Raw genomic sequence first — 16,088 nt, forward strand, 5'->3', positions numbered from 1 at the left:
TATATTGCAGGAACTCCCCGCAGGTGCGCAGAAAGGACCGTACGCCGGAATCGACCGGAAGAAAAAAACTCCGGACTTGGAAAGAGTCGGTGATTGCCGAGGTTGTCGACAGCTCCGCCGTGAACAGGCCCGAACGGGCACGCATTGTCGGGTTGGACGGCTCACGTACCGATACGTCCAGCACATTCTCACCGCGTTTCAACTCCAAGTCGAGTTCGAGCCGGGGTGTCCGCGACGCGATCCTTGAACTACTCGGTCCGACGAACTCGAACGATGGTCACTTCAACCCGGAAAGAACTCGGCCAAAGCACTTTTCAGTGCATCTCGACTTCACGTGGCTCATGAAGTTCGCGTAGCTGAACCCGCCGCGCTCGACGCGTCGAATCACCTCCAAGGCATTGGGAACCGACCAGCAATCGACGTCACTGTCCGGACGACTGGCACATCCGGCCCTCCGAGGTCGATTTGTGTGTACTTCCGCACACTCACCCTCGCGTCGCACAGGTTATGAACGGGACACCATTGATTTCCGCGGCGGGCATATATTGACTGAATGACTCACAAAGAAGCTGGAAGCAAATTAATGCAAGTTTTCCTGCATGATTGCCGTTGTAGGGTGAGTATAGGAAAATAGACTGATCGACGCCGATTTTGCGTACACAAATTATGCAGTTCGGTATCAAACCGAACCCCCGGAATTTTTCAACCAGCCAAACGGGATGCGAGTCGCCGACAGCCTCGTCCGGGCCTCAATTCAGCAAAGCCGCGATATCCGCGGGGATCTCGTCTGTCGCCGAGGCGTCGATTACCGTGCGCGTCCAACTCGACCCCGCGTTGTCCAGCCGAACCAACTGCTCCGACCCCAGAAGCCATAGCTGGCCCCCGGAGCCCCACACCACGCCGTACCCGTACTCCGAACTCGACGAGATTAGAGCGCTGTACTGCACTCCGTCGGCAGTGTCGGTGATCTGCAGGGTGGGCGAGCCGCCGATATCGACGACCTTCGCCACCGAGGCCCCCGACGGCGAGGTCTGCGGAGTGATCAGGTCGGCAGGCTTGACCTCGGTTGTGGTCGGCGCAGCCTCGGTTGTGGTCGGCGCAGCCTCGGAAGTCTCCGGAGCCAGAGCGGCAGGAGACTCGGCCTCCGTCGGCGAGGCCTCGGTCGGCACAGTCTCGGTCGGCACAGTCTCGGTCGGCGAAGTCTCCGTCAGTACGGTCTCAGTGGTCCCGGTGATCTCAGTGGTCTCCGTCGGCGAGGTCTCGATCACCGACGATTCAGCGCTGGTGGACATCTCTGACGTGCTCAGGTCCTCTGCTGTAGACGAGCTCGACACTTCCTCCGGCGCCATTAGGGCCACTGCCGGGGCCGATGCGGGAGCCAGAGCTCCACATCGCGCGGCGGGAAACAGGTTCAGGGGCGACGTCGTCAGGGTCATCGTCACTGTGAACCCCCGGCTCGGCGCCGATACCCGGGTTCCGGACACCGTTTGTACGGTGAAGGTCCAGGTTCCGGTCAGGGTCTCGAACCAGGTTCCATTGTGCACATCAGCGGATGCAATATTCACCGTGTGGGGTGGCAAGCTTGTCCCGAGCCGAGTGATCGTCCATCGGTAGGTGTAGCCCGATCCCGGCGGAGGCGCCCACGACATCGTCACGTAGGCGCCCACACCGAAGGAGCCTGCTCTGTCGACACACGTCGGGTCTCCCGGCACCGGAACCGGAGGCAGGCCTGTCGTGAACGTTCCGCTGGTTGCGGTCGCAGGATCGTTCCATGCCGCCAGGGTGGTGGGTGTGTTGGTTGCAGCGAGCCCCAGTGCCCCGACCGCCCCGATGGCGAGGATCGCCGTGAGCGTGGCCTTGCTGTGCCCACCAGACCCACCCGGCTCGTCCGTACCTCGGTCATCGTGGTGGCGGTCCTCGTCGGTCCTGGGGCGCCAGGCGATCATGAGGAGGACACCGACGAAGACCCCACCGAGGAAGACGGCAACGGGTCCGCTCATCCAGGTCACCGCGTATCCGAGGTTCGGGACGCTGAACACCACGCGGCCGACCTCGGCGACGATGTAGGTTTCGGCGTCTGCCTCGGTGTTGGCGTCGCCTCGGAGAACGAGCTGGACGCTGTCGGTACCTACTGCTCCGATCTCGACGACGCGGTGGGTGATTCCCTCGCCCGAGGCGTTGGTGACGTTGACTATGTCGCCCACCTCGATCTCGGTCGCGGGCGTTTGCTTGCTGATGGCCAGGGCGCCGGTGTCGATGGCTGGCGACATCGATCCCGATCGGAAGACGAGCGGTGTGATCCCGAAAACAACTGCCGCCAGGGCGACCAGCACACAGAACAAGCCCGCGACAGCCCCAGCGGTGAGGGCGATCTCGCGTGCCAGCTTTCGACGGCGCCGCTTGGTGTGCGCGGTAGCTGGAGATGTGTGGTTGGACATGACTACACCGACGTCGCTAGAAGGGAATAGGTAACTGTTCCGGAGATCGGTGTCGCCGGCGAGGTCGCAGTACTCGGCATGGTCACCGAGAAGCAGAGGTTGTCCGCGGGATCGCCGTAGCCGATCGGCCTGGACAGTGCAACGGAACTGGATTGGAAATTCTGAGGGGCGACGGTCAGGCCGGTGATCGTGCTGAGCGGAGTTCCGGTACAGGTCGTGCCCGCGTACACGGCGGTATTCAGCAGTACACCGAGCGTGCCGTTGTTGGTCGAGGCCGCAATCGTGTACGTGAAACCTACAGTGCCACTGTTGGTTACCTGCAGGGGCGCGCTGACGGTTTGCCCCGGAAGAATGTCGGCCTTGGTCAATGTGGTGGCGAAGGCGACCGGATTGTTGTCCACCGCCGGGTTGCCCACCTTGATGTCGATAGTCCCTGTGGTGAACGCGCCCGACGTTGCCGACGAGGTGTCCGACCACGCGGCAAGCGTTCCGACAGCTCCGAGACCCAGAACGATCCAGATCGACATGATGGCGCGAGTGCGGGCACCGATCAGCGCGGACCCGAGGCGCTGCAGAATCGTCCTCGGTGCGAGCCCATTGCCCGCCGTATTGTCACTACTGTGGCGCGCCATCAGCGCTGCACTCCATCCGTATTGTCGTTTCGATCGGCGCCGATGGAACACGCATCCTCGTTGTCCCACTGCACCACGAAATCGAGATCCGCACCGGAATTCTGTGTGTCGTCTCCCGCGTTCACTGCCATGGCGACGGTCGTATCGACCCGTCTCTTCTCGCGGGGCAAGACCTCGACGAAGGCGCAGGCAGCGTTCACCCGGGCCCGGTCGATGGTCACCTCGAGAGCCTCGACGAAGGCTGGGTTCGAGCTGGTCGCGAACACCTGGACATTCGCGCCGTGATCGGTCTCGTTGAGTACATGGAAGGTACTGGTTCGACTGTCACCGGGTATCCACCGAATTCGCTTGTCGAACAGAGGGTTCGGTAGGCTGGAGGACCATGTCAGACCGTCACTGCTGAAGCTCACGGTCGGGGTCTGGCGCGAAGGTTCGGCACCGATGAGCACCAGTGTCACGATCGCGACGAGCGCGCCGGTAGCTAGAATTGCGGCATTCCTCTTCATGGCGCCCGCGACTCTCGACGCTGCTTTCGGTAGTCGTTGCCGGCTCCGACGAACATGTACAGCGCGTACGCACTCAGTCCGATGACGATGACAGTGACCGTGATTCGACGTTGTTCGCCGTTGAGCCAGTTGTCGACGTAGCCCACATAGGGCACCGAGTACCAAACTTTCCCGCGAATCTGACCGTATCGAACCGGGTTCTCGTCATCGGACCCGTTGTTGTCGCCGCGGGTGATGTACGTCGTGACGCCATCACCGCTGAATTGGGTTGCTACGATGCGGTGGGTCACGACCTCGGGTTCGCCGGAGCGAATCTGGTACGCGATCGGTGTTCCGACTGTGAGTTCTGAGCGATCCGCTGGCTTGACGACGACTAGGGCGCCGGGCGGATATGCGGGTCTCATCGAGCTGGTGAGGATGGTGTACGGCGTCGAACCAGTCAGCCGCGGTATCACCACTGTGGCCGCCAGAACCGCCAGCATCGCGGCCAGCAGGGTGTACGACACTATTCGGCTGAACCACCACCACGCACCGGTCTGTTCGTCCTCCTCGTCAGCATTCGCGACGGGAATCACGTCGGTGTCATCGGTGCTCATGTCTGGTCCGCTCTGAACGAAAAGCTCACTGTGGATGCTTGGCTCTGCGGCGAGTTGGCGCCGACGGAAACGTGGAAGCACCACACCTGGTTGGCGCCGGGGGCCAGCGCTCTCGTGCCGAGGGTCTGCGCGCCCTGCGCGTTGCCGGTGTAGAGCACGGTCACCGAGCCGGTCGGTGCACCCACTGCTGGACAATCGCCCATCGTGGACACGAGGGTGGCGGTCAGGTTGAGGGGCACCGCACCGATCACCGCCGAACCTTGCAGCCTGTAGTCGAAAGCAACGTCGCCCGCGTTGCGGATAGATAGCGGGGCCTGCGAGGAGCCGTTCGGCCCGAGGTTCGTCGAACCGAGCGCTGCGAGGACATAGTCGTCGACCTCGGCGCCGTCGGGACCACTTTGATGTCCAGCGTGCCGGAGTTGAGCGTGCCGCCTGCGACGGCTACCTCGTCGCGCCACAGCGCGCCCGTCGCCTGTGCTGATCCGAAGATCACCACGACGACGGACGCTGCCGCGAGCGCCCAGTACCGACTGTGCTTGATCGCCACTTGCGACCTGCTAGACGGGTCGAACCTGGTCGAGCGTCAAGGTGAAGCTATTCAGATTGACGGTCTCGTTCTGTGCCACCAGATCGGTCGTCGCCTGGTCGAACGTGATGGTGACGGCGACGGCGACGGTTTGTGTGGGCGAGGTCAGCGGAAGATCCACGGCAGAACCGTTGGGCAGGGCGGCACCGCCGTCGACTGCCACCGTGGTAGCCAGCGCCGCAGCCAGAGCCGGGTCGCCGGTGACCTGCGAGAAGTCGGCCGTGATCGTGGCCTCGATATTCTCACCCGCCGAGTTGACGGTGTAGCTGTTGGTGTAGGTCAGTACGTCGCCAGGGACGATCAGGTAACCGGACGGATCGGCCCCGATGACGACCGATCCACCCTCCGAGACATCGGTCCAGACGCCGGGCGTACCGGTCGGCTCGAAGTTCAGCTCGCCGGAATTGATCGCACCACCGCCGACGGTTTCGGAGTCCTGCCACAGCGCGAGAGTTCCTAGTCCGCCGAGTAGCAGCACCGCGGCCGCGCCAGCGGCGACGGCGCCCTTGGTTGCTCTATTCATGAACTTCTCTTCTCTTTGGGTTCGGCCCTGCATGTACGACGGGCCGGGCGTGAACTACCCGCCGGGGTAGTGAGTGGCTTTGGTGGGCCAACGCAACTGATTGCGACACTTATTGTTTCGGGAAGCGAAGGGAACCCGTTAGCAAAGTCAAGGTAAAAGTCCGATAGTTCTTTAACAGGAATCTAACCAACCGAGACTTACATCCTTTGGCTATCCGCAACGTGCCGAAAGACCCTAGTCGGCCCCAGATATGGTCCAGACAGCACAACGCCCCGAGGCATTCAAGCCTCGGGGCGCATCGAACTGTCTATGCCGAGCTATCTACTAGGAATCGAGAATGTCCCGACGCACGATGGTCTGGTCGCGTCCGGGACCGACACCGATGCACGACATGTAGGCACCCGAGAGCTCCTCGAGCCGCAGAACGTAATTCTGCGCATTCTGCGGAAGATCTTCGAAAGTGCGTGCAGCAGAGATGTCTTCCCACCAACCAGGCATCTCCTCGTAGATCGGCTTCGCGTGATGGAAACCGGTCTGCGTCATCGGCATTTCGTCGTGCCGCACACCATCGACGTCGTACGCGACGCAAATCGGAACGGTGTCGAGACTGGAGAGCACGTCGAGCTTGGTCAGGAAGTAATCGGTAATTCCGTTGACGCGAGTCGCGTAGCGCGCAATGACAGCGTCGAACCAACCGGTGCGTCGAGCACGCCCGGTGGTGACGCCGACCTCACCACCCTGCTTGGCGAGATACTCGCCGAAGTTGTCGAACAACTCCGTCGGGAACGGGCCCGATCCGACGCGCGTCGTATAGGCCTTGAGAATGCCGAGGACGGTCGAAATCTTGTTGGGCCCGATACCGGAACCCACAGCCGCGCCGCCCGCTGTCGGGTTGGACGACGTCACATACGGATAGGTGCCGTGGTCGACGTCGAGCAACGTTCCCTGCGAGCCTTCCAACAACACCGTCTCGCCCCGCTCCAGCGCCAAGTTGAGCTCGAGCCGGGTGTCCGCGATGCGATGCTTGAAATGCTCGGCCTGGCCGAGAACCTCGTCGACGACCTGCTGTGAATCCAACGCCCGACGGTTGTAGATCTTCGAGAGCACCTGGTTCTTGAACTCGAGCGCCGCTTCGACCTTCTGCGTCAGGATCTTCTCGTCCAGGACATCGGCCGCACGAACGCCGACACGGGCGAACTTGTCCTGGTAGCACGGCCCGATTCCGCGGCCCGTGGTGCCGATCTTCTTGGCTCCGAGGAAACGCTCGGTGACCTTGTCGATGGCTACGTGGTACGGCATGATCAGGTGCGCATCGGCGCTGAGCAGCAGGCCCGACGTGTCGACATTCCGCTCCTCCAACCCAGCCAGTTCGGTCAGCAGAACGCCGGGGTCGACGACGACGCCGTTGCCGATGATGTTCTTCACGCCCGGTGTCAGGATGCCCGACGGGATCAGGTGCAGAGCGAACTTGTCACCATTCGGGAGCACCACCGTGTGGCCTGCATTGTTGCCGCCCTGGTAGCGGACAACCCACTGCAGTTGTTCGCCGAACAGATCGGTCGCTTTGCCTTTGCCCTCGTCGCCCCATTGGGCGCCGATCAGGACTATCGCCGGCATGTGCTCTCCTGGTGTCTCTTCTGTGTAGTGACGTAAGCAGGTTGCTGCCAGGTATCAGGGCAGGCCGGGACGTAAGTCTAGCCGAGAGGGTGTGGCACCCGTCATGGCGCTACGGTGGTGTCGAACAAGACAGCTCGTGTGCGAGGAGTTGCGACACCGAACACCGGCCGATCTGGGAGCACTGTGACAATGGGAGCGCTGTGACACCGTTTGTCCTGCACTGTGGAAGCCCTCCGCTGCCGATTTCGCTGACGGACGTACCCCTCACGTCTGCGTCGCCTGTACCGACCGACGAGGAATGCGACTCGCTCTTCTCCGCGGTCGGCACCATCGCCGACCCCCGAGTGATCGTGCTGGGGAACGATGCCTCCCTCGCCGCAGTCTTGACTCGACTGATGCGTACCGAACGACTGCACTTCGAGATTGCGTTCGTACCCGAGACAACGACGTCGGCCGGACACATCTATCGGCTCGGCACCGGTTCGCGTGCGGCGAAAGTAGCCCTGACCGGAACTGCGAAACCCATGCCCCTCATCCGAGACGACGCAGGCAAGGCCGTCGTCGGGCGCGCACTGGTGCGCGGGCCTGCAGGTACGGAGCTCGAAGGCGAAGCGTACGTCGACGACACCCAGCTTTTTTCCGGTGCGGTCTCAGGCGTCGAAGTGGTCCCCACTCCCGAGATGCCCGGCCTCAAAGCCCGTGTGACGGGGCGTCGGCGTCTCTTCGGCCGACGCTGGACTCACGGACGAGCAATGCAGCTGGGTGCCATCGCCGCTCAACTCACCCGAGACGGAGTCCCCGGCGACAGAGAAGTCAAGCGTTCGACGTTCTACCGTCACGACCGGGAGTGGTTGTTGGTTCGGTGAGCATTCCAGTTCGGCGCAACCCAGTCAGACCGAGTCCGGTCTTCCTCGCAGTCGCGGCAATCACCGCCCTGGGCGGCGTACTCGCGTGGACAGCCCAGTCTGCCGTGCCGGCCCGCATCGGGGTGTTCGTGCTCGTTCTCGCCGGTTGGATACTGACGGTGTGCCTGCACGAATTCGGCCACGCCTACACCGCGTACCGAGCCGGTGACCGAGAGGTCGAGCTTCGCGGCTACCTCACTCTGAATCCGCTGAAGTACAGCCACCCCCTGCTGTCGGTCGTACTCCCGATCGCCTTCATCGCCATCGGAGGCATCGGACTCCCGGGCGGTGCGGTATATCTGCGCACCGGAATGTTCGAGCCGAAGGTTCAGAGGCGAATTGCGTTGGCGGGTCCGTCTGCGAACGCAATCGTGGCGGTGATCCTGTTGATCGTCATCCGGGTGTTCGGAATGGACGGAGACCACTCCGCATTCTGGTGGGGCCTGAGCTTTCTGGCGTTCCTTCAGGTCATGGCCACGATCCTGAACCTGTTGCCGATTCCCGGTCTCGACGGGTACGCCGCAATCGAACCTTATCTATCCCACGACACTCGTCGGGCACTGGAGAACTTCAAGGGATACGGGATCCTGATCCTGGTGGCGTTCCTCTTCGTGCCCCAGATCAACTCTTTGTTCTTCGACGCCATCTACACCGTCTTCGGCCTCTCCGGCGTGCCGGAGATCTACGCCCAGTACGGCAACTACCTCATGAGGTTCTGGCTCTGACCGCCAGATTTCCGAACAATTCTGTCGCCGTTGGGAAAGTCAGGAGTTGAGTCGGATCATGTCGGCGGCGACCCGCTGGATACCTTCGCGCAGCGACGGCGGCGCGATCACCTCGACACCTGCGCCGAGGGCGATGAGCTGCCCGAGCGCAACCTCCTCGGTTTCCAACACGAGGTCCGTCGTCGACCATCCGTCCTCGTCGGGAACGGGGAGTTTGGGAGTCGCCTCGTGGCCGATGATGCTCGGGAGCATGCGTAGCGCCGACGGTGAGAGCCTGACTCGGCAGTTGTAGGTCCGCAAGGTCCGGTCGAAGGACGCGGCGGCTTCACGCCACCATTCGGCGAGATCGAAGCCGACGGGTCTGTTGACCACGTCGGACGTCATTTCCGCGGATTCGATGCGATCCACCCGATACGAGAGAACCGTTCCCGCTCGCGAGGCAACCAAATACCAGATCGCCGCCTTGACGACGAGACCGAGCGGATCGACCTGCCGCGTAGACCCGCGGTAGCCCAGTTCGAGTCGACGTGCCCCGAACACCGCCGCACTGATCACTGGTAGATACGGCGTCGACGCGGGTTGCCGGAACCAAGCCGGCACGTCGATGTGGAGCCGCTCACGCCACAGTTGCGCGTCGGCACGCAAAGGCTCAGGCAAAGCGCCGAGCAGTTTGTTCTCGGCTGCCTCGCTCGCGTCGGCGAGACCGAGATCAGCCGCTATCGAGGGCACTCCGAGCAGCATCAGAGCCGAGGTCTCGACGCCGGTCATTCCGCTCAACTTCGACTGCCATCCGTCGAGCAGTCGGATTCCACCTCCGGGCCCGGATTCGGTCCACAACGGCACTCCCGCCGCACTGAGTGCCGAGATGTCACGGTAGATGGTGCGCACCGACACCCCCACCTGCTCGGCGAGCGCCTGGGCCGTCGCCGAGCGCCCGTATTGCAGGGTCAGCATCAACTGCAGCAAGCGAGCCGAACGCATGTGCAGATCCTACGAGTAATTACTGACAGAAGGTGTCAGTAATTCTCGGCGATACTGCGATACATGGCTTCCTGGAGAGAATTCGACATCGCAGCACCCGACATGGCCGCGGCGGTGGCCGCACGATTTCGCGCACACAAGCATCACGTCCTGGCAACGCTACGATCCGACGGATCACCACGCGTCAGTGGCACCGAGGTCGAATTCTCGGCCGACGGGACCCTACGGCTCGGTTCGATGCTGAAGGCACTGAAAGCTGTTGACTTACAACGCGATGCACGGTTCGCGGTACACAGCAACCCGGGACATCACTCGATGGACGGCGGCGACGCGAAGATCTCGGGGAGGGCCGTCGAACTCGTGGATCCCGAAGTGCTGCAGAGAATTTTCGACGCCGCTCCGTCCGAACTGTCGCCGTACCACGTCTTCGACCTCGACATCGGCGAGGTCGTACTGACATCTCTGGTCGACGATCACATGAAAATCGAGCTGTGGCGTCCCGGCGCGGCGGTGAAGGTTTTCACCAGGTGAGCTCTGCTGAATGCTGGTGCTACCGTGCCTGCCATGAGCTTGCGCGTCGAACGGTTCGATCACATAGTCGTGAATTGCCATGACGTCGAAGCCACTGCACGCTGGTACGCCCGGGTTCTCGGCATGAAAATCGTTCGATTCGGTCCGAAGAACCGGACCGCCCTCACGTTCGGCGATCAGAAGATCAACCTGCGGCCGCTCGGGGCACTGGACCAGGACCCCGCATGGGCGACAGGCCGAACTGAGGCAGCGGGTTCCGAGGATCTCTGCTTCATCACCGACACCAAACCTGACGAGGTCGCCGCTCACCTTCGCGCGTGCAACGTCACGATCATCGATGGCCCCGTGATCAGAATCGGCGCATTGGGCGAGATGGTCTCGCACTACTGCCGCGACCTGGATGGCAATCTGATCGAAATCGCGCACTACGCCCATTGACTCTCTGTGTGGCCAAGACATCGAATGTACGTCCTGGAAGAGTAAGGGCATGCGCTTGTTCGATCATGTTCGCAATCCGGGATCGGTGCACGGTGTGGCGGAGCTTCGGACGCGACTTCTGAGGCAATTCCTCGTGGTCACCACCGTTCTGTACGGGGCCGGCGTGATCGCGACGGTCCTTCCTCACGGAAGCCGGGTCACAGCCGACATCACCGGTGGGATTGTCGCTGTCTGCCTCGGGATCGCCGGTCTGGTGACGTTGCGGCTTCGTCCTCGAACAACCGCCGGGCAGCACGTCGCATTGGGCGCCGCAATGCTGGCAACACCTGCAGTGATGGCGTTCCATGTCCTCACCGCAGCGCTGTTCCCCTGCTTGATCGCAGCGATGTTTCTGGCGATGTACATCCGCGCATTCCATCCGAGCCGCGACGCCCATATTGCGATCGGCGTCCTTATCGCGCTGGTTCTACTGGCGACGCTTCGCTCGTCTGCGCCGGTGTATCCGATCACCTACATCATCTTTGCCGTGGCAATTTTTGCAGCGGCCGAGGCATTCGGCTCGGTCACGAAAGCGTTGATCGCAGCCTCGTGCACCGATCCACTGACTGGAGTACTCAACCGCGCCGGGTGGGAGATCGCGACCACGGAGGCGGTCACGGGTCCGAGCGGACGCCGCGTCGACCCGTCGAAGTTGCCCGTGACGGTGGTGATCGTCGACGTCGACAACTTCAAGGCGGTGAACGACACCCAAGGTCACCGCGCAGGTGACGAATTGCTGGCGAACCTGGCGGCGACCTGGAAACGAGCCGCGCCCGACGGCACTGTGGTCGCGCGCATCGGAGGGGACGAATTCGCGGCCCTCCTGTCCGGCCACCCGGAAGACATCGTGGGCGATTTCGTCTCGACCACCGTCGAATCCTTGCCCTACACGAGCATCGGGGTGGCGGCATCGAGAGATGCCGACGAGCCGATCTCCGACATTCTCGCTCGTGCGGACGCAGAGCTCTATCAGGCCAAACGCGGCCGTACCGATCAGGTGTGACCGGCCGACTGTCGCCGCTGGAGTCCCATTAGGCTGCCGACATGCCCGAGGTGCCGCCGTTCAGCCCATCGATCACGCTGCTGGCTCTCGCCGGTGCCTGGGAGGCCGCGCTGGCCGACGCGCTGAGACCGATAGGGCTGACGCAGCGCAAGTACGGACTGCTGGGGCACATCAGGTCGAGCCCCGGAGTGTCGTTCAGCGAGTTGGCCCGCCGGTCGCGCATCACGGTGCAGAGTGCTCACGCCGCGACGGCGTCCCTCGTGTCGGCAGGCCTGGTCGACGACGGGACCGCTCACGCTGGTGCGGCATCGACCCTGATCGTCACCGCCGCCGGCGAGTCTCTGCTCGACGCTGCCGCTGCGTCCGTCGCCCAGCTCGACGAGGACTTCGTTGCACGGCATCCGGGTCTGGCCGCGGCACTCCGCCGTCACTTCGAGGCCATCGTCACGGGCAAGTCATCGATGAGCGGGAACTAGGACCCCCTTGCATGGCTGCGTCAGCGAATTCGAGGAGGTAGGCGCCGACGACGGTGGACCACAATGGATCTCCCTCGAGCCATGTTCGCCGACCTAGCCGGACGCCCTCTACAGCCCGATGGACTGGGCGTACGACAGAAATCGATAGCGCAACCGATCATTGTTCCGGCCGTGGAACGGTTCGCACCACAATCCCTGGATGGCGATCGCTTCCATACACCCAGCGGACGGTCTTTTCAGGGCCGTCTCGACGAGGCCGCACGCTGATTCCGCGATAGTCGAAACCGTCCTGACGTACCTGCTCCCATTCGAAATCCACAATCTCACCCACGATCACGGTGGCGCCCGAGCCCGTAACGTGGATGATCTCATTCTCGCGCGCCGGAGGCAGCGTGATCGCCCACAACATGCTGAGGTGAACCCAGCAGCCGCCCGGAGTATCAGCGGACTCGACGACGCCCCAGCCATCCTCGAAGTGCCACACCGCTACGACACCTGTACTGGTCATCGCCCCAGCGTAGCTGGGTTCGCGACTCCCGTTCTTACACAGTCTCCTTCGCGTCGTTGCAGCGAGGCGCTACACCTCAGCGGCAGCCACTCGCGGACATCGTCACGGGCAACCTCTGACCTTCAGTTAAACTGAAGGTATGGAAGCTTTCTTGCTGTCGGTGCACGTGGTCGCCGGCATCCTCTTCGTCGGTCCTGTAGCGGTCACTGCCAGCCTCTTCCCCCGGTATGCGCCGTTGTCGGTCCCGTCGGCGCCCGGGAGCGACGTCCGCAGCGCCGACACCGCGGCCATGCTGCACCGCGTCTCGAGGGGCTACGGCATAGTCGCGATCGTCGTCCCGGCAGTGGGACTCGTCCTGGCCGCTGTGCAGGGACGCTCGACCGAGATATGGGTCGTCGTGGCGATGGTGCTGACGGCTGTCGCCGGTGTCTTGCTGGCTACCCAAATCGTCCCGCGACAACGTGAGGCGCTCGACGCCCCTGACGACGGCACCCAGTTGCGCCGGCTCGGCATGCTGGCTGGGATCTTCAACCTGCTGTGGGTCGCGGTGGTGGTGCTGATGATCGTGCGGCCCGCGTCGGACTACTCGTGAGGCCACTGCTCCGGACGCTGGGCGTGCTGTCCGCGCTCGAGTTGATCAGCGTCGTCGCCCTCGCGGCCAACCTACTGACAGTGCACGACGAGGCGGTCGCGAGCGCTCTCGGGCCGGTACACGGGGCGCTGTATCTGAGCGTGGCGCTCGCGGCACTTCTGGGTCGCGGCCTCACGTCGAGGACACGGGTCTACGCGATACTCCCGCTGCTGAGCGGCCCGTTGACCATGCTCCGGGTGCGGCGGGAAGCGGCGGGCGAGTGACCCTTCACGACCGTCCCCAACGCCAGAAACTCACCAGGTGAGCTCGTCCTTGCAGGCTGCGCCATGGGCGCTCGGTTCGACCTGAACGGTGGCGTGGTCGAGACCGTACGTCGACAGGACCGTCTTGGCCCGCTCCAGTAGGACCGAGCTGGACCCGTCGCATTCGAGATGCACAGTCGCAACGTCCATCCCGGTAGTGAGAGTCCAGACATGCAGGTCGTGCACCCCGACGACACCGGGCAGCGCCTCGAGGTCCGCTTCGACCGCTTCGACGTCGACATGACCAGGGCTCGCCTGCGTCAGTATCCGTAGCGCGGAGCCGGCGAGCTTGATCGCCCGCGGGATGACCCACAGCGAGATCAGAACACCGACGACGATGTCCGCCCACGTCCACCCGAACACGAGCATGACGAACCCGGCCACGAGAACGCCGACGCTACCCACGGCGTCGGCGAGGACCTCCATGTACGCGCCTCGAACTGCAATGCTCTCCTTGGCGTCGCCCCGAATGAGCACCATGACAACGAGATTGGCCAGCAGGCCCGCCGCGGCGGTAAGAATCAGTGGAAGACCTGGGATTTCCGGAGCGTCACCGATTCGGTCGATTGCCTCGTACATGATGAACGCGGCGACCCCGAGAAGAAGTACCGCGTTGGCGATGGCCGTCAGAACCTCGGCGCGATGCCAACCGAAAGTCCTGGCGGCAACGGCACTTCCCTTGCGAGCAAGCAACAGCGCGACGAGACCCATCGACATTCCGAGGACATCGGTGAGCATATGTCCGGCGTCGGCGAGCAGTCCGAGCGAATTGATGATCAGCGCCACCGTCGCTTCGAGAACGAGGAACACGACGAGAATGCCGAGCGCGATCACCATGTTGCGGATGCGTTTGGTCGACGGCGCTGCAGTCTCGCCAGCGCCTCCCATTCCGTGACTGTGCCCGTGCCCCGCGCCCATGATTCCCCTTCGGTGTCCGTCGTGTTGCTCTGTCGATCCAGGAATCACCATATGCGTACATATGCATATGTGCAATCGCGTGGATGTCTTCGACCTGCCGTCACGGCACGTCAGAACAAATCCGGCGTCACATCCGGCTTCTGCACCGTCGGCGGTAGCGTCGCAAGGGCGGAAATTCGCTTCAAACCGGCGACCTGAAGCAAGTCGACGATGATCGAGCGCAACTGCGCCACCACGACCGTCGCGGACAGGCCGGCGTTCGAGATCAGCTCCGGCTTGGCTCCTGCTGCGACGGCCCGCAACGCTCTGGCCGCCTCCGCTGCATCGGGCTGCTGGCCTGGATCCGCGAGAACCATCCTCCGCAGCACGTCGGTCGCCTGAGCCAGCTTCTCGACCTCGTCCACCACCCGCGGATCGAGTATCTCGTCGTCGCGGACCAGCGTCAGCGACCGGCGAGCCAGAACTCGAATATTTCGGATCGCGTTGTCGATGGGATCGGCGGTCTTTGCCAACCCCGCCAGCCGGTTTCGATGGCCCCAGAACAGCGGGGACAGCCGCGCGATCTCTCGACCACCTTTGAGGTCCGTCCTCAGCGTATCGATGTCGGACTGCGTCGCACGCGCCTTCCGCAACGCCTCCTCGATCGGCTTCGGATCGTTCGCGACCAAGCCGTCAGCGACCTTCTGCAGAACTTCGGACGCAATACCGAGGACTTTCGCAGCGTCCTTGCGCGCCCGCCAGACCGGGTGCGTCGGAATGAGGGCGACAATGGCGATCCCGACCAGACCGCCGGTCAAGGCGTCGACCATGCGGTCGACGCCGCCCGAATTACCGGGAGGAATAAGTGTCGCAACGAGCACCGCCGACGAGCCTGCCTGCATCGCGATGATGGGGCCGCCGTCGAGGAACACCGCGGTCGACATTGCGAGGGCAACCACGAGCGCAATCTGCCACGGGCCGCTGCCGATCGCGGAGATGATCAGATCGCCGACACCGATTCCGACGGTGACCCCGACGACCAATTCGGCGGACCGTCGCATGCGTGCACCCAGGGAAACTCCGAGTGATACCACCGCCGCAATCGGGGCGAAGAAGGGCTGCGAGTGGCCGACGATGTCGGTCGCCACGAACCATGCGAGACCCGCGGCCAGTGCGCATTGCACGACCGGAAGAATCGACAGCCGCAGACGTGCGCGCCCCGCCCGAATGCGAGCCTTGCCGCGCCGAGATGACGGGCGGAGCCGTTCGAGCCTGCGAGCGTCGGAAGCCTGCGTGTCAGCCGAGGCCGAGAGCTTCCGCAGCCTTGGGGTCGCTGTCTTCGAGGAGGTCGAGGCAACGGGCGTACTCGTCGTTCTCCCCGATATCGCGCGCAGCTTTCGCGAGAACGGCGACGCATCGGAGGAATCCTCGGTTGGGCTCATGGCTGTACGGGACCGGCCCGAATCCCTTCCATCCGTTGCGGCGAAGCTGATCGAGCCCGCGATGATATCCGGTACGAGCATAGGCGTACGCGGTGATGGTCTGCCCACTCTCCAGAGCGGCCTCGGCCAGGTAAGCCCACGCGATGGACGCCGTCGGATTGTCGGCCGCCACCTTCGCCGGATCCGCGTGGTTCAGCAGTGCGGACTCTGCCTCGTCGTCGCCGGGAAGCAGCGTTGGCTGTGGTCCGAGCAAGTCACCGAAAGAAGTCATGACGACCATTGTGCCCCGACACCCGCACAGGTTGCGGCCGGCCACCCACCCTGGCGCATTAGGCTCGTTGTTTCGCGCAG

At 63.3% G+C, this 16,088-nt stretch carries 21 protein-coding genes; 8 read left to right on the forward strand and 13 right to left on the reverse strand.

The window, feature by feature from the left end:
- Nucleotides 1-749: 749 nt before the first annotated feature.
- The 8 genes from WDS16_RS18380 to WDS16_RS18415 form a co-directional block, all read right to left on the reverse strand.
- Nucleotides 750-2,438: a signal peptidase I gene (locus WDS16_RS18380; protein ID WP_338886631.1), complete on the reverse strand. Its 1,689-nt coding sequence runs from the start codon at nucleotides 2,436-2,438 to the stop codon at nucleotides 750-752.
- A gap of 2 nt (nucleotides 2,439-2,440) precedes the next feature.
- Nucleotides 2,441-3,070, reverse strand: a complete 630-nt coding sequence (locus tag WDS16_RS18385; RefSeq protein WP_338886632.1) for a SipW-dependent-type signal peptide-containing protein — start codon at nucleotides 3,068-3,070, stop codon at nucleotides 2,441-2,443.
- Nucleotides 3,070-3,576, reverse strand: a complete 507-nt coding sequence (locus WDS16_RS18390) for a hypothetical protein (protein ID WP_338886633.1) — start codon at nucleotides 3,574-3,576, stop codon at nucleotides 3,070-3,072. The genes WDS16_RS18385 and WDS16_RS18390 overlap by 1 nt, the downstream gene beginning before the upstream one ends.
- Nucleotides 3,573-4,172 carry a signal peptidase I gene (locus tag WDS16_RS18395; RefSeq protein ID WP_338886634.1) on the reverse strand — a complete coding sequence of 200 codons (600 nt, stop codon included), beginning with the start codon at nucleotides 4,170-4,172 and terminating at the stop codon, nucleotides 3,573-3,575. The genes WDS16_RS18390 and WDS16_RS18395 overlap by 4 nt, the downstream gene beginning before the upstream one ends.
- Entirely contained in the window at nucleotides 4,169-4,423 is a 255-nt protein-coding gene (locus WDS16_RS18400; RefSeq protein ID WP_338886635.1) for a hypothetical protein, read from the reverse strand. Before WDS16_RS18400 ends, WDS16_RS18395 begins: the two co-directional genes overlap by 4 nt.
- On the reverse strand, nucleotides 4,420-4,719 hold the full coding sequence (locus tag WDS16_RS18405) for a hypothetical protein (RefSeq protein WP_338886636.1): 300 nt from the start codon (nucleotides 4,717-4,719) through the stop codon (nucleotides 4,420-4,422). The genes WDS16_RS18400 and WDS16_RS18405 overlap by 4 nt, the downstream gene beginning before the upstream one ends.
- Nucleotides 4,720-4,729: 10 nt before the next feature.
- On the reverse strand, nucleotides 4,730-5,281 hold the full coding sequence (locus WDS16_RS18410) for an alternate-type signal peptide domain-containing protein (RefSeq protein ID WP_338886637.1): 552 nt from the start codon (nucleotides 5,279-5,281) through the stop codon (nucleotides 4,730-4,732).
- Nucleotides 5,282-5,605: 324 nt separating this feature from the next.
- A complete protein-coding gene (locus WDS16_RS18415) occupies nucleotides 5,606-6,898 on the reverse strand; it encodes an adenylosuccinate synthase (RefSeq protein ID WP_338886638.1) in 1,293 nt (430 codons plus the stop codon).
- A gap of 200 nt (nucleotides 6,899-7,098) precedes the next feature.
- On the opposite strand from WDS16_RS18415, the gene WDS16_RS18420 reads away from it, so the two are divergent.
- Both WDS16_RS18420 and WDS16_RS18425 read left to right on the forward strand, forming a co-directional pair.
- Nucleotides 7,099-7,764, forward strand: a complete 666-nt coding sequence (locus WDS16_RS18420; RefSeq protein WP_338886639.1) for a hypothetical protein — start codon at nucleotides 7,099-7,101, stop codon at nucleotides 7,762-7,764.
- On the forward strand, nucleotides 7,761-8,528 hold the full coding sequence (locus WDS16_RS18425) for a site-2 protease family protein (RefSeq protein ID WP_338886640.1): 768 nt from the start codon (nucleotides 7,761-7,763) through the stop codon (nucleotides 8,526-8,528). Before WDS16_RS18420 ends, WDS16_RS18425 begins: the two co-directional genes overlap by 4 nt.
- Nucleotides 8,529-8,567: 39 nt before the next feature.
- Here the strand turns inward: WDS16_RS18425 and WDS16_RS18430 are convergent, their stop codons facing one another.
- Nucleotides 8,568-9,509, reverse strand: a complete 942-nt coding sequence (locus tag WDS16_RS18430) for a YafY family protein (RefSeq protein WP_338886641.1) — start codon at nucleotides 9,507-9,509, stop codon at nucleotides 8,568-8,570.
- A gap of 63 nt (nucleotides 9,510-9,572) precedes the next feature.
- On the opposite strand from WDS16_RS18430, the gene WDS16_RS18435 reads away from it, so the two are divergent.
- Genes WDS16_RS18435 through WDS16_RS18450 form a run of 4 tightly spaced genes read left to right on the forward strand, consistent with a single transcriptional unit; the run spans nucleotide 9,573 to nucleotide 11,996 of the window.
- A complete protein-coding gene (locus WDS16_RS18435) occupies nucleotides 9,573-10,040 on the forward strand; it encodes a pyridoxamine 5'-phosphate oxidase family protein (RefSeq protein WP_338886642.1) in 468 nt (155 codons plus the stop codon).
- Between the two features lie 33 nt (nucleotides 10,041-10,073).
- The gene (locus WDS16_RS18440) at nucleotides 10,074-10,478 is read left to right on the forward strand and encodes a VOC family protein (RefSeq protein WP_338886643.1); all 405 of its coding nucleotides are present in this window, start codon (nucleotides 10,074-10,076) and stop codon (nucleotides 10,476-10,478) included.
- A gap of 49 nt (nucleotides 10,479-10,527) precedes the next feature.
- Nucleotides 10,528-11,520: a GGDEF domain-containing protein gene (locus WDS16_RS18445; protein WP_338886644.1), complete on the forward strand. Its 993-nt coding sequence runs from the start codon at nucleotides 10,528-10,530 to the stop codon at nucleotides 11,518-11,520.
- Nucleotides 11,521-11,561: 41 nt separating this feature from the next.
- Complete coding sequence (locus WDS16_RS18450) at nucleotides 11,562-11,996, forward strand: helix-turn-helix domain-containing protein (protein WP_338886645.1); 435 nt, start codon at nucleotides 11,562-11,564, stop codon at nucleotides 11,994-11,996.
- Nucleotides 11,997-12,153: 157 nt separating this feature from the next.
- On the opposite strand, the gene WDS16_RS18455 is transcribed toward WDS16_RS18450, so the two are convergent.
- Complete coding sequence (locus WDS16_RS18455; RefSeq protein WP_338886646.1) at nucleotides 12,154-12,504, reverse strand: hypothetical protein; 351 nt, start codon at nucleotides 12,502-12,504, stop codon at nucleotides 12,154-12,156.
- A 139-nt stretch (nucleotides 12,505-12,643) separates the two neighbouring features.
- Here WDS16_RS18455 and WDS16_RS18460 point away from each other — a divergent pair, with 139 nt between their 5' ends.
- Together WDS16_RS18460 and WDS16_RS18465 are read left to right on the forward strand one after the other, a co-directional pair.
- Nucleotides 12,644-13,096, forward strand: a complete 453-nt coding sequence (locus tag WDS16_RS18460; protein ID WP_338886647.1) for a hypothetical protein — start codon at nucleotides 12,644-12,646, stop codon at nucleotides 13,094-13,096.
- A complete protein-coding gene (locus tag WDS16_RS18465; protein ID WP_338886648.1) occupies nucleotides 13,093-13,359 on the forward strand; it encodes a hypothetical protein in 267 nt (88 codons plus the stop codon). Before WDS16_RS18460 ends, WDS16_RS18465 begins: the two co-directional genes overlap by 4 nt.
- Before the next feature lie 30 nt (nucleotides 13,360-13,389).
- Here the strand turns inward: WDS16_RS18465 and WDS16_RS18470 are convergent, their stop codons facing one another.
- From WDS16_RS18470 to WDS16_RS18480, 3 genes are all read right to left on the reverse strand, one after another.
- Complete coding sequence (locus tag WDS16_RS18470; RefSeq protein WP_338886649.1) at nucleotides 13,390-14,316, reverse strand: cation diffusion facilitator family transporter; 927 nt, start codon at nucleotides 14,314-14,316, stop codon at nucleotides 13,390-13,392.
- Nucleotides 14,317-14,426: 110 nt separating this feature from the next.
- Nucleotides 14,427-15,497: an FUSC family protein gene (locus WDS16_RS18475; protein ID WP_422395843.1), complete on the reverse strand. Its 1,071-nt coding sequence runs from the start codon at nucleotides 15,495-15,497 to the stop codon at nucleotides 14,427-14,429.
- 94 nt (nucleotides 15,498-15,591) lie between these two features.
- Nucleotides 15,592-16,008, reverse strand: a complete 417-nt coding sequence (locus WDS16_RS18480; RefSeq protein WP_068373479.1) for a DUF3151 domain-containing protein — start codon at nucleotides 16,006-16,008, stop codon at nucleotides 15,592-15,594.
- Nucleotides 16,009-16,088 lie beyond the last annotated feature (80 nt).

This window comes from Rhodococcus sovatensis, from assembly GCF_037327425.1.
In the GTDB taxonomy this organism is placed as follows: Bacteria; Actinomycetota; Actinomycetes; order Mycobacteriales; family Mycobacteriaceae; genus Rhodococcoides; species Rhodococcoides sovatense.